Origin of the sequence: Mucilaginibacter sp. 21P, from assembly GCF_019331605.1 — a bacterium.
Lineage (GTDB): Bacteria > Bacteroidota > Bacteroidia > Sphingobacteriales > Sphingobacteriaceae > Mucilaginibacter > Mucilaginibacter achroorhodeus.
In genome coordinates, this window is sequence record NZ_CP063061.1 from 68988 (window position 1) to 83079 (window position 14092).

The 14092-nt window shown below is 42.6% G+C and carries 10 protein-coding genes; all 10 read right to left on the reverse strand.

Features of this window, described 5'->3' with window-relative positions; genetic code table 11:
• Positions 1–25: 25 nt before the first annotated feature.
• The 10 genes from INP83_RS00275 to INP83_RS00320 all read right to left on the reverse strand — a co-directional run bounded on the left by INP83_RS00275 (position 26) and on the right by INP83_RS00320 (position 14091).
• On the reverse strand, positions 26–1468 hold the full coding sequence (locus INP83_RS00275) for a SusD/RagB family nutrient-binding outer membrane lipoprotein (protein WP_219125846.1): 1443 nt from the start codon (positions 1466–1468) through the stop codon (positions 26–28).
• An 11-nt stretch (positions 1469–1479) separates the two neighbouring features.
• The gene (locus INP83_RS00280) at positions 1480–4884 is read right to left on the reverse strand and encodes a SusC/RagA family TonB-linked outer membrane protein (RefSeq protein ID WP_255563212.1); all 3405 of its coding nucleotides are present in this window, start codon (positions 4882–4884) and stop codon (positions 1480–1482) included.
• Between the two features lie 10 nt (positions 4885–4894).
• Positions 4895–5854 (reverse strand): FecR family protein, encoded by a 960-nt coding sequence (locus tag INP83_RS00285; RefSeq protein WP_219125847.1) that lies wholly within the window; start codon positions 5852–5854, stop codon positions 4895–4897.
• A 143-nt stretch (positions 5855–5997) separates the two neighbouring features.
• Complete coding sequence (locus INP83_RS00290) at positions 5998–7494, reverse strand: calcineurin-like phosphoesterase family protein (protein WP_219125848.1); 1497 nt, start codon at positions 7492–7494, stop codon at positions 5998–6000.
• A 72-nt stretch (positions 7495–7566) separates the two neighbouring features.
• On the reverse strand, positions 7567–8145 hold the full coding sequence (locus INP83_RS00295; protein WP_219125849.1) for an RNA polymerase sigma factor: 579 nt from the start codon (positions 8143–8145) through the stop codon (positions 7567–7569).
• A gap of 903 nt (positions 8146–9048) precedes the next feature.
• On the reverse strand, positions 9049–9630 hold the full coding sequence (locus tag INP83_RS00300; protein ID WP_219125850.1) for a hypothetical protein: 582 nt from the start codon (positions 9628–9630) through the stop codon (positions 9049–9051).
• Positions 9631–9633: 3 nt separating this feature from the next.
• Positions 9634–10731: a hypothetical protein gene (locus INP83_RS00305; protein ID WP_219125851.1), complete on the reverse strand. Its 1098-nt coding sequence runs from the start codon at positions 10729–10731 to the stop codon at positions 9634–9636.
• A complete protein-coding gene (locus tag INP83_RS00310; RefSeq protein WP_219125852.1) occupies positions 10728–11666 on the reverse strand; it encodes a hypothetical protein in 939 nt (312 codons plus the stop codon). The genes INP83_RS00305 and INP83_RS00310 overlap by 4 nt, the downstream gene beginning before the upstream one ends.
• 3 nt (positions 11667–11669) lie before the next feature.
• On the reverse strand, positions 11670–13463 hold the full coding sequence (locus INP83_RS00315) for a type VI secretion system Vgr family protein (protein WP_219125853.1): 1794 nt from the start codon (positions 13461–13463) through the stop codon (positions 11670–11672).
• A 16-nt stretch (positions 13464–13479) separates the two neighbouring features.
• Positions 13480–14091, reverse strand: coding sequence for a hypothetical protein (locus INP83_RS00320; RefSeq protein WP_219125854.1), 612 nt, complete (start codon positions 14089–14091; stop codon positions 13480–13482).
• Position 14092 lies beyond the last annotated feature (1 nt).

The window sequence follows — 14092 nt, forward strand, 5'->3', positions numbered from 1 at the left end:
CTTATCAGTTTAATCGTTCTTAATATTACGGCCTTTGCCACCAAACCAGTGTGTTGGTATTATCAGGCCCTTGCTCTGCAACGGCTGCTTTATAATTGTTGGTGTTGGTATTTTGTATATATACAGGGTAATTTAATCTGGCCGGCATTACGCCATTATTCTCTAAACCCGGGCCTTTCGGCAACACGGGGTGGCCTGTTCTACGGTATTCAAACCATTGTTCCAAATCGGTGAAGAACATTGCATAATACTTTTGCTTGTGAATGAGCTCCATCTTTTGGTCAAGCGTATAGCTATTATCCCACTTCACCTTAGCAAACCCCAGGTAACCCGTTGGCACGGTAAGGTTCCACAATGTAATGGCATTAGTAACACCGGTTTCATAATAGCTTTGTGCCGATTTTGATGACACCCAACCCTTAGCTGCAGCCTCTGCGAGGGCAAACTGCAATTCAGAATAGTTCATGACGTTTCCAAGCAGGGGCTCTATTTGTAATGATGTAAGCAAGGTTGATTTGGCTGCTGGCGGCTGCCCGGGCAGGTAGCCGCTCGGGATGCCGGCGTATTCTCCTTCAACAACTGTAGCCCACCTGCCAATGCGCGGATCGCTCCATTCGTTCAAATTGTCAACAAAGAAGCTTCCTAACTTTGGTGTATACCAATCTGCCGGACGCCATGTGGCAAACGGAGATACGTAAGGCGCGGTGCCGCTCCATCGCAATATCGCCGACTCGGCATTACTGGTCATGATGGGGTAGTTGGCAGGGTTCGTATCTACCATTTCTGTAATTTTGGCCGGGGTATTCATTTCGGCCTTGCCGGATAAACGCAACAACAAACGCAGGTAAAGCGAATTGCCAAACTTGCGCCAGCTTGCCGCCTTGCCGCCATATAGCGGGTCGCTTGACGACGCTACATCCGGTCCGGTCTTAAGTAATGTATTGGCCTGTTCAAGCTGTTTAAATATTTCAGTGTAAATATCCTTTTGCTTATCAAACTTTGGGGTAAAGTTGCCTTCCTTGCCTTGGTTGGCATCGTAAAAAGGCACATCGCCGTAAGTATCTGTAAGCATGGAGAACAACCACGAGCGGCATACCAAGGCAATAGCCTGGTAGGTTGTATTATTAGTTTCTACGCCACCTGTATAAACATCGTTGATGTTTGTTAGGTTGATGTACCATTTACGATATAGATAATCTGCTTCCGAGGTCCGGATGTCATAACGGAATATCTTTCCCTCTCCATCGCCCATGTTCACTGTAACCTGCATCAGCTCGTTCTGTATGCGTTGGCTACGGTTCATGTTTGATGCTACAATATCAGTAATGGCAGGGGCCAAAAGTGCTTGCGGTAGCGCGTGGTCAACCGCATTTGGGTTAACGTTAATATCCTTAAACCCTTTGGTGCAAGCTGTTAGGGCAAGGAGCGCTGCAAGTGCCGTAAATATGATAGGTAATTTCGTTTTCATGATTCTAATGATTAAAAGGCAACAGTCAGGTTAAAGCCATAGGTACGGGTAGAAGGGAACTGGCCAAGCTCGAAACCACGTGCAATGCCGTTGTCGGTCAGGGTGCCAAATTCAGGGTCAAATGCCGGCCATTTGGTTATCACAAAAAGGTCGCGGCCGTAAACGCCCACCGTAGCTCTTTGCAAGCCCAGTTTGCTGGTAAGCTTGGGCGATAACGTGTAATCAAACCTCGCCTCGCGCAGCTTTATGTAATCTGTTGAATATGTTGCGCCTTCCACGTTATCACGGCCATAGTGCGCGTTGTAGTAGGTCACTACGTTTTCTGCAATGGTGGTGTTTTTACTAAGTGTTCCATCAGCATTGCGTACCACACCGTTACCAATGATACCGTTGTAGCGGCCAGGTAAAGTGTTTTTAGTTTTGCCCTGCTCTGCAAGTATGGCTGACGTTAATGAATAGCCAACTGCACCGTATTGCCCGTCGAACAAAAAGCTTGCGCTAAATTGCCTGTATCTGAATTGGTTGCCAATGCTCATTCGCCATTTTGGTGTGGCGCTGCCAATGTATTTAACACTATCGGTAAGCTGCGGATAACCGTTTTGATAAATGATCTGCCCATCCGGTGCGCGTTCGTATCCGCGTCCGTACAAAGCATTCATGTTACCACCTGCCTTGGCGCTTAACGAGCCGCGGTTGGCAGGGCCACTTTGCAATATCAATGGCAGACCGTTGGTTAACGATAGTACTTTGTTCTGGTTAGATGAGAACGTGTAAGTAACATTCCAGTTGAAGCCGCTTTTGCTTTTTATAGGTGCGCCATTGGCTTGTATCTCTATACCTTTATTTTGTACTTCGCCAGCGTTTATGATCGCCTCATCGTAACCGGACTCCCATGATATACTGTTGTGCAATATCTGGTTATTGGTATTGCTTTTATACAAGGCGACATCAAGGCCTAAACGATTATCAAACAATCTCACATCAAGACCTAACTCAATGCTATTGGTACGCAGTGCTACAAGGTTGGGATTAGCTACCATGATTGGGTTAGCCAAACCGCCCGGAAATATTGGGTTTGATGTGTAGCTGAAGGATGTTAGATATGGTTCCTGTAAACCACTGCCTACACTTGCATATGATGCCCTTACTTTAGCAAATGAGATAGCTTTCGGAAGCCTTAGGATCTCAGACAGCACACCACTTACGTTTACCGATGGATAAAAGAAAGATGAGTTATTGGTTGAGGTTGGCGTTGCAAGTACGGATGTCCAGTCATTTCGGGCGGTTACATCCATAAACAGGTAGTCCTTATAACCAAAGGTTGCCAAACCATAAAAGCTGTTTATTTTGTACTTGCCTAAGGTCGGTATAGCAACCAGTACGCCGGCGCGGTTAGCCAGATTGAACACCCCGGGAAAAAGTAACGAGTCCGCACGCAGTTCGGTACGGTCATAACGGTTGTACAACATACTACCACCTGCCGATATTGATGCTGTAAAATCTTTTGTTATCTTTTTATTGTAGCGCAGCAAGAAATCGTTATTTACCTCTTGCGATGTAATGTCTTGCGTGCGATACATCCCTTTGCGGAATTTCTCAGTGTCATAAGGCCTTTGTTGCGAGCGCTTATCAACCGAGGATGTTAACGCCGTACGCACCATCAGGCTAAAGTCCTTTGTAAAGTTATAAGTAGCCTGAATGTTCCCGATCAGATCGTTACGGTTTGATTTGTTGAGCATTTGATTTACGATCAGGTACGGATTATCCGGAAAACTGCTGAAAGGGTAGCTTTGGTTGATATTTTCTTTGCCCGGAAGCCAGTAATCCTTTAGCCAATCCAGATTACCGTTAGGCACCCAGAACATATTCCAGTACATCAACGACTGGTTATTATAGCCGGTTGATGGCAGGTTATCACTGCTTTTGTTGGTATAATTTACCTTAGCCGAGATCTGAAGTTTATTTGACACCTTTTGATCTGCCGATAGCGCAATCGATTTTCTGTCATAACCTGTGTTTGGAATGATCCAGGTATTGTGCAAATTAGTTGCCGAGAAACGCACTGATGTTTTGTCTGTACCGCCATCGAGCGTTACGCTGTTGGTGAACGTTTTACCGGTCTCAAAAAAGTTTTTACGAGCGTTGGGGTAAGCAATCCATGGTGTACGTGTTGTCCCGCCGGTATGGGTTGCCGGGTCGTATTGATAGAATGACTGTCCATCAAACTTTGGCCCCCAGGCAGAGCTTGTACTGCGCGTGCTGGCACCATCTGCTGTTGCACCAAATGAATAGTAACTTTCACCGCCCGATCCCTGTCCGTACTCATACTGATAATCCGGCCAACGCGATATTTGCTCAAACGCTGTGTTAGAATTGATGGTTACCCCAATACCTTTGCGGATACGGCCATGTTTGGTCGTTATAATAATGGCACCGTTTGCACCGCGTTGGCCATAAAGTGCCGCGGCACCGGGGCCTTTTAGTACGGTTACATCTTCAATGTCCTCGGGATTAATATCATTTAAGCCGCTGCCAAAGTCAACCGGCGATTCTGAGTCGAGGTATGCATTGCTGCCACTGGCCGTACGGCGGCCACTACCGTGGTTTATCACAACACCATCAACAACTATCAAAGCATCGTTCTCACCTGTAAGATTGCTCTCACCACGCAATATGATCTTGTTTGATCCGCCCGGCCCTCCGTTTGAACGTATGAGGTCTAAACCGGCTACTTTGCCCGATAAGGCGTCAGTCCAGTTGTTTGATAAAGCTTGTGTTAGCTGCTCGCCTTTTACCTTTGTTACCGCATAGCCCAAAGCCTTTTCCTCGCGCTTAATGCCAAGGGCCGTTACCACAACCTCGTTAAGGGCGTTACTGGCAACCGGCATTGATACTTTGGCGTCTTTAGTAAACTTTGTAAAAGCCATCACCTGCTGCTGAAAGCCAACCGCACTAAATGTAATGTTACTGCCGCTGGTCACTTTGATATTGAAGTTTCCGTTAACATTTGAAATACCCAGTACCTGTTTACCAGCGCCGGTAATGGTTACGCCCGGTAACGGTAAGTTGTCATCTGCCGAGTAAACCGTACCGTTAACATTAACTACATCAAGCGATCTAATGATGAGGTTACTACCCATGTTTTTAACGCTTACACCTGCCTGCTTCTCAACCTCGCTGAGCAAATCTTGCAGGCTTAAGGTAGTTGATGACAGTTTGATCGTTTTTGAAGTGTTAAGCTCGGCATCGTAAGATACTTTGAGCTTGTACACAGTTTGCAACCGGTCGATCATTGAAGAAATGGTCACTTGCTTCCCCGGGAAGGTAAGCTTAGTATTTTGCGCAAGCGCAGAAACCACCGTTATACCCGTGACAAGTAACCCGAGCCACACTTTAAGTAAAAATTTACGATACATATGTGTTTAGTTAGAATAATAGGATTGTTTGCGGATTGATGAATTTGTATTTGGTACCCGTAGCGAAGCTGATACCATCAAGCACTTTAGTGATGCCGTAGTCTTTCATTTCTCCTGTAAATGCAGCTCGTTTAGCTGCTGATGGGGCAACCTGTACGTTGATGTTATAGTAGCGCTCCAGCTTATCCGCTACCTGGTTAATGCTGCTTTTACTGAAGTACAGTGTGCCGTTCAGCAGGCTCTGCGCATCGCGCATATCTGTGCGGCTTTTAACGTTATCGTGTTTAATAACATCTTGTGATAACTGTTCACCGGCTTTTAAGAAAGTTGTCTGGTTATCTGATACCACACCAACTAAACCGGCAGCAACTTTTACTTCTTCTGCCAATCCTGCCCGGCTATACACGTTGAACGATGTGCCCAGTACATTAAGCTTTGTTTGATTTGCCGTAGTGATGATGAATGGTTTTTTTGCGTTATGCTTCACATCAAAAAAAGCTTCGCCGGTAAGTTTTACTTGTCTGCTTTGAACATTGAAATCGCTGCTTATTTCAAGGTTAGAGTTCGGCGCCATAAAAACCTTAGAGCTATCCGGCAGGATAACTTCACGCCGTTCGGATATAGATTTTACCAACACGGGGGCCGCCGCTTTGGCACCTTTGTTATTCATGGCAAACCAGCCCATGAAGCAGGCCAGCAACACGGTGGCTGCTATGCCGGTGAAAGTGTATAATTTGTTAATGCTGCGCGTTTTAGCGACAGGCTGTTCAAATATCCTTTCTACAAGTTTTGTCCACTCCGCCTGCACCACATCCTCTTTCACCGGCTCTGATAATTGCGTTTGCTTGTGTTGCAGCTGCTTAAGTATCAGCTTATTTTCGCTCCGCTCGTTTAACCAGGCTTGCACGGTTGCATTTTCATGCACTGTGGTTTCGTTGTTGAGGTAGCGTATCAATAGTTCCCAATTCATCCGGCGATCTTTTATATTAAGAGTTGCGGATGCGCTGCTTTCACCAAAAGAAATAGTTAAGCGTTTATGAATAAATTGTTAAGAGCCACCTGAAAAAAAAGGGCCGCCCATTACAGGCAACCCTACACATGAAGTAGAAAAAATTATAGTTGGATCTCTTGCGAGTATTGTTTGCCAAACCTGTCGGTAGCTACAACCTTAATAGCTTTTGCCCCAGCCGATGGCTTTGCGAAGAAAAGGTGATCGGTTAAGGTAGGATCAACCCATTTATGCTTTTTAGGCAGTTGCGGACCTGCGTAAAGTTCTACCGTCCATGGGTCAAAATCCGTGCGTTGTTCCATAATGCCTTTTGCTATACCATCCTCAAACCATTCGATTTTCCATTGCTTGTCCCAGTTCCAAACATTGGCTAAAACTTCATCAGGTGCTGTTTTAAGGAAACCTTTCGGATATATCTTTAATTGGTAATCTTTAGGTTTACCAGTCGATTTATAGAACCAGCTTACGTCGCTGCCCTTTATTTCGTAAACAGCATAACCTTCCGGAGTGCCATCGCTGCAGATAGGGCCCGTCCACCAGGCACCGCATACTGTGCCATGTACGTGTTCCATGATGTTCCCCTCTTCCCATTTCTCGTTCATGTGTGTGTGGCCCGACATGATATGCACTTTATACTGTGCAAGTATCTTGTACAATTGCTCACGGTTAGATACTACGCCACCTAACTCATCCTCTTTAAGATTAGCACGACGCTTAACACCAGTATTAGTTGGAATGTGAGATGATACGATAATGGTACTGCCGTGAGATACATGTTTAAGATCCTGCTCCAGCCATTGCAACTGCTGTTCGGTGAAATAACCGATATAGCGCTTTGCCGTACCGATGAAGAACACATCATTCATCATGATGTAATGGACCTTACCGCGGTTAAATGAGTAGTATGTAGGGCCGAAGTTTTTCTTGAAGGTAGATGCCGAGTAATCATCGCTTCGGGCATCCAAATCCATATCATGGTTACCTATGATGTTGAAAAACGGAACACCCGTAATATTTACCGCCTGCCGATAATCGTCATATAACTCAAAATGGTCCCAAACAAGGTCGCCACAGCCAATGGCATGTATCAATGTTCCGGCAGGATAGTTTGCAGCAAGATCGCGCAGGTCAGGTGCCGAACGGTTTATTAAAGCTTCGCCATCTTTTTTAGAGATGATCTGCGGATCGGCCCAAACCACAAACACATGTTCTTTGTCGTCCCGCTCCAGGCGTTCTAACTGGAAGTTTGCTGTAAAAGCAGTCTGTTTGATGTCAACTGCTTTGTAAAACTGCGCAATCCCTTTGTTATGCGGTATGGCATAGCCTGAAGGGATGGTGATATAAACAAACTGCACGGTTTTGTTACTCAGCAAGCTGTAATTGCCATTTTTATCGGTAAGTGTAATATTGATACCATCAGTTACAGGTACCCCGCTGATGCCTTGTCCGTTGCTTTGCACCTTACCTTTAAGCGTAAGGTTGGTGATATCAGTACTTTCATCAGGTAATATCTGCGTATCTGCACCGGCAATCGCTGGCGCGGTTAACGCTACGCCGGATAGGCCGAGCGCTTTTATAAAGTCTCTTCTGTTAGTAGACATATCTTTCAGTTTATGCTATTGATGCTTTCTATTAAAGAGTAAAAATCATCGGTAGCCCACCAAAAGAAATTGTTAAAGAAGTGTGAAGATTATGTTAATAGCTAACAGGCCACCAGCAATCGTAGCTTTGTCAAAATTGCGGTTGTTAAGGTAAAAGCTTAGTTGTTCAATGGCCTCGCGCATATTGTATTCTACCTTTTTCTCACTGATATCAAGCGCCTTTGCAATCTCGTGATTCTTTAGGCCGCACAAGCGAAGGTGAATGATCTCTTTACGTAACGGTGGTAGCTCGTTCATTATTTGCTCAACTGCTTTGATGGCTTCTTTGGCAACAATTCTTTCCAGCGGATTAAAAGATTCTTCAGAAATATCCCAGCATTCTTCTGTTAGTGCATCTGTGTTATTTGTATTCAGCGCTTTGAGTGCAGCGTTACGCGCAGAACGGAAGAGATATGCTTTTATATTTTGGATATGGAGTTTGTCCTTTTGCAACCAAAGGTTGAGAAACATGTCAGACAGAACATCTTTCGCCTGGTCGTCATCTTTCACAATCGATCTCACGTATCTGAAAAGGGCAGCATAATGCGCTTTAAACACCTCTTCAAACTTCTCAATATTAAATGGGGGCGTATCAGATGCAATCAGTTCCATAACCGGCGCAAATTTAATCTACATTAAAATTGTATCAGGAAATGAGAGGTTAACTTTTTGTTAAGTTTTAAAAAGAGTTTTGAAGTTTATTTGGTTAATAAGATTAGTATTTATAAACCATTTCGCCGAATAAATAACTTGCTCTAAAAACAACCAGCATAACAATGATGTTAAAAAGGCTTTAATCAGCGACCAAAATCCCTGAAAATAAGAGACGACATCTTCGTAAAATTTATACTTTACATCTACATTAACTTCAATATTTAATTCGATAATCTTTTTACTTTTTTTTTTTTTAATGTTAATGAAAAAATTTACCCATTTTGATGACAGGTAAATTTGGTTTTAACATTATATTTAAGAGAAGCTTTTGCTGCAAAGTTGTGGAGACGAGTTGTTTGATGAGGGAATTCCGGACTTTTTTAAAGTCTTATTTCAGTATGTTTCCGTGTCATTCAGTTTCACCAAAATTTTACCTTTTACGCGCACCATCAACAAAAAACGCCGATCTCTTGTAAGAAACCGGCGTTATTAGTAGCCCGTAGGGGAATAAGTTTAATTATGTTTTGTACCAGAACACCGTCATTCGACCTTTAAAATAATGGATTACCAGTTATTCGGCTTCATTGGGGCTTTACCTATCGGTTACCCTATACTTATTTAATTGGTTTGTTGGTTTTGTCAATTTGAACAAGTTGGCCCTTTTGATATCAGTATATTTTAAGATATAACTTTAATGCCACTACCTGAAATCTGCCATTTAATGCGATGAATCAGAAGAACGCGACTTGTTATGCTGTTTAACCATTGTGTCAAAAAGAGTTAATTTCGAACCATCTAAATGAATTACGTTTAAGCCGAATGAGGCCAAATAAGTTTAGATGTGATTCCGTGGTATGTTTTCTAATATGCACAAACTGCACAAGCACCTTTATCAAACGTTTTTCTGTTTTTATAGAAACGCAGATACTCACCCACGTTTTGCTTATAAAGCCTGGCATTGGCAGGATCGGTAAGGTCATAACCTTTAGTTATCCATAATATGGGAACAGGTTGCTTCAAAGACCCGTAGGCCGCATCAGTCAATTCTTGCTGATTAACCATACAAGGCAAATCTTTTACCAATTCATAATTTAAAAGATTTTGCAGGGTATTGTCATAGCTTTCTATAACAAAATATTTACTGTATTCATTTGAATAAAACACCGCATAAGATTTATACCTATTATGTTTAAAATTGAGGTAATATCGGACAGTATGATAAAACTTAGCGTCATCACCTTTTACCAAATGTTCTGCCCATGATCCGCCCTTTTGGTAAACGGGCTTACTTACCGGTAATATCATTTCCTTACTATCTTTTTGATAGGCTACGATTGCGTTTTCAGAGGGTACAGATGGTGCAAACAATACAAAAATGCCAAATACCAAAAATGGAGCTATCAGAATGCCCCAACCGAAAGAAAATGGATTTTTCTGCGACATAACTTAAATTTGAGAAGTAACCACATCCGTACCACTGCTACTTTTTGCTGACGAACTGGTAGCCTTGTCCTTGGCATCATCCTCAATCGAATTGTTTATTGGATCAATAATAAATGCATCACTTAAATAAGTGGCTATGCCGATTCCCAAACCTTTAACAAAATTGGGGTTAAATCTATACCAATAAACAGATCGACTCAATACAGTTCCGGGGCGAATTCCTCTGAAAAAAGCGACAATAGGCATTTGAGATATTCCTGGCCTAAACGCCCACCAAGCATTCAGCCTGCTTCCAATTGTTCCCCAAGTTACTCCATCTGCTAATTCATCAACGAATGGCTGAACGGTCACTGCTGCGCCCGTTCCGGCAGCTGCTCCGCCATGTGTATTGGTTACCTCTCCAATGTAGTATCCTGCACCGCTAAAACCTAAAGTACTTGCTAACGCGCCAAAATTTAATGTAGAGGCTCCAGCAGCATTAGTGCCTAATCCCCCTGTTTTTGCTGAGAAAGCACCAGCAACAAAGCCATACACGGTTTGTGACAATGTTTTAAGCCCAATATTTTTCATGCTATCAAAAGCTATTGCTTTTGCTGCTTCGGCTGCCATTGCCGGATCTGGAACTGCGCGTATAACGCCCCCTTGCGGACAGTTCAATATCGAATCCTGGTAAATTGCCGACTTGCCTTTAAAATTTACTTGTTTATGAAACACCGTCCATAGCTGTCCTTTTAACGCTGAATTACACATGTTATGCGCTTTTGCAAATGCGGCGATCAAAGCAATCGCCACAATAGCCAAGGCCAATAGTGCCCAGCCAACTGGCCCCATTAATGTAGCCATAGCAGCCGCGCCGCCTAACGCAGCAAAGCCGGCTCCGAAGCCTATCAAAAATCCCGCAAAGCCGAGAAACGATGAAAACGGTTTTTTGCAAACAAAATCCTTTTTAACCTTCGAATCAACGTGTCTGAGTAGCCGCTTATTTGGTTTCGCATGTATAACATCAAGTTTGTCGTCTATAGCAACTGCTGTATTTGGAGAACCAGAGGTCATGTTACTACAAACCAAGCAGGTACCTTCGTCTATATATCCTTTACTCATAATTCAACCTTTCTTAAATTATAAATAATTGTACTCTCTATGTTATTCTTTACTGATTCTTTGATAGTAACATAAGCCTGAGTAATTAAGTTAGAGTCCTTATCAACTTCAACCCTTGAATTTATGACATAGTCGTAATCTGTGTAGGAATAATGTAGTACTGGCTGGTACTGCTTTTCATAAATATCTATGATCGTGTTATAATCAGCGTATAATAACTTGCTGTTTTTTTCAAAAATATAGGTATCGTTTTTGTCCTCGTAGTTCTCATAAACAAACTGCAAAGTAAGGGGCAGGTTAAACATCCCTGAAAAAAACTTAGTTGTATCTCCGTCTTTCCCATTGAGATCCTTGCTTACTAGGTACCTATCAAAAACAGTAAAATGAAATAAATTTTTGTAAAGCTCATCAAGCATGGGATATTGCTCAGAGAAAATAGTATCGCAATAACTGTTTATTTCTTTTAACACCTGTTTTCGCTCTTCCTCGTCTAATTGAGGTAACAATTTATCTTCTTTTAACTGCATGGTTTTAAGTACCATCCAGTTGCTAATCATTTCATTTTTATTTAGTAACTCTATTGGTTTCCCGTTCCCGTCAAGTTTGAAGAGCTGTTCGTGTCTAACAGAGTCTATCATTAGGCCCAACTGCAACAAGTCGGTCATCATCTCAGGTTCATACGAGCCGTAAGCATCAGTTATAGTGATTTTGGCATCAAAATCCTTGTTTACTTTCTTCAATTCAAGCAAGTATTCATGCTTTAGGGTCCCATGACTTGCTACATTACCACTATGCTTTGTTATAACTTGCTGATCCGCGCGGTATCTGGCCCGTTTATCTCCAAATTGAACGGTTTCTATTGACTCTACATTTGACGATTTTCTGGGTTCTGCTATCGAAGAGCTGCCTCTATCAAAAAACTTAAAATTACTCATCTATTAATTTATGTTTACTGGCTTACCCACAAGTTTTTGTTCTTTATCCGCTTTTGCCGTAATTGTGCCGCCGTTAATCTGTACACTTTCAGTACCAGTAATGATAATATTGAGTCCAGTAAGTTCAATCTTTCCGTCTTTGTAGAGCTTGATTGAACTTTTGCCTGTGGTGATACTAACGGTTTCTTTGGCCACAATATCAACTGACCCTTTTTGGCTACTGATTATCAAACTATTATCTGCGGCTGCTCCATTTGCCGGAGCTGCAGACTGTAATGTAACGGTATTTGCCGCAGAACCTGTCAGTGAACCGGCAGGTTCGTCTACATGAATCATATTTGCCAAAGATGTTGCAAGCGACAACGCATGCGCAGCATCATCAAACTGCAAATGACTGCCCCGGCGCGATGTCATGCCTTTAATGTTACTGTTGCTAAAGCCTCCACTGTCTACGTTGTTGCTGTGATATACACTGCCCATAATAATAGGGCGTGCGATATTCCCTTCTTCAAAAGCAACAACTACCTGGTCGCCAACTTCGGGCACAACCAGGAAGCCGCGGTTTTTTCCTGTATCACCATGCCCCGCGTTAGGGCTCATAACCCTTAGCCATTCAGTAGGATCATTAGAGGTACACTGCCATTTAAACTGAACTTTAATTCGTCCTTGTTTTTTTGGATCATTATTATCAAGCACCATCGCCAATTGCATATCAGCCAGTGGCTTTTCGGCATGGCGCACAGGCAACTTCTCGCTATCTGCAGATACGCCTTCAAAAGTATTTTGATAGTGGCCCACACCATCTAACTGATGGTAAACGGCTGTTACCAAAAATTTGCCGAAGTCCTGCACCTGGAAACCGGTATCAGCGCGCATACTGGTACTGATGTTTACTACACAACCCAATTTAACTTGCGGGTTATCCCCATTCCCCATGATGTTAAGCAACTCGGATACAATAGCTTTGTGTTCATCATTAACGAAGGTATCAATCTCTTTTTGGTTGCTTACCCGTACATCTATCGGCTCATTATACTGCTTGCTGTAAACCTGATTTGACGCAGATATAACATGTGACAGATCGGGATTACTGCCACTTGATTCTGACGGTTTGGAACTTAGCACTTTGTCTTCAAGAGAATGATAAGCAAACTTTTGATATTTAAGAGGCGCTATCTGTAACCCGTATTGCAGGCTATGCAGGTCGCGGCCGTAGATCAAAGGCACCTCATCAAGTTTTGATGGCTTACCAAAATTGAGTTTTACACCGTCGTAGTAAAACCACTCATGATATTCTGCTGACAGCCTGTTTATGAAATCAAAATCGCTCTCCCGGTATTGTATAATATAGTCAATAGGAGATGTATACGCCGGGCTAATATTTAAATTAAGATCATTCTGCGGGGCATCTTCAGTGGCTTTTTGTACTATAGTCTTAAGATCCTTGTTTAAGTATGAGCCAAGATCAGGCCCTCTATCAATCAAAATCGTTGGGCTGTAGCCACTTATTACAATGTCTCCCTGGAATCCATGACTTTGTGCAATTTCAACACGCGTAATTTTACCGGTAAATTGGTGTTCCGTATTTTCGCCGCGGCCAAATTGTACCGTTAAGTTCTTACCTATAAAGTCTTTAGATTTTTCGAGCGTGATCTTGTTGCTGTTTTCAACCTGGTCATGGTTAAATCGCAACTGAAATGATTGGTGCTCATTAAACCGCTGCTCCAGGTTAAATGATGAGAAGTGCGTTATCGGCGTACCCTCAATGCTTATATCTACCTTGATCTTTGTTTCCATATTAATATGCTTAGGTTTAGTCTTTTAACGGCCAGGGCCTGTAATAACTTAAAACTTTGTAAGCCCCCTTTATCTTACCAAATACAAAACCAAAAGAAGTTTCTTGCCCGTTATTCTGGGTGTATTGCTTCTCCAGTTCATATAGTGTGCTCCCTTTGTCAGTAAGCGGCATCAGTTTTTTATAATAATCTTCAGTAGTAGTGTTGTCTATTTCAGAAAGGTCATCTTCTCCACTGGCTCCAACAAGCTTAACGGCATCTTTTGTAAAAATATCCGGGTAGTAAACGGAAAACTCAGTTGCCGAAATTAAGCCTGAATTATAATCAATAGCACTATTCTTTAAATCTTCGTTTGACCACTGCGGGCTGGTTTGTAAAGGAAAATGGAATAATGCCTGCAATTGTGCTTTGTTATGAGTTTTCACAGCATTTTTAAACTTGCTTATAAAAATCCGGAACAATTTTTCATCAGTTAAGGGCGCATGTTTTGGATAACTTGTATCACTGTCAATCTTTACTAAAGGCTTAACAACCTGCGAAGTTGCACCCGCTGGCTGGCTTTGGCATCCGTAAAAAACCAGCAGTATAATTACTGCGGCTATTGATCTGATGTGTAACTTCAACTGCATG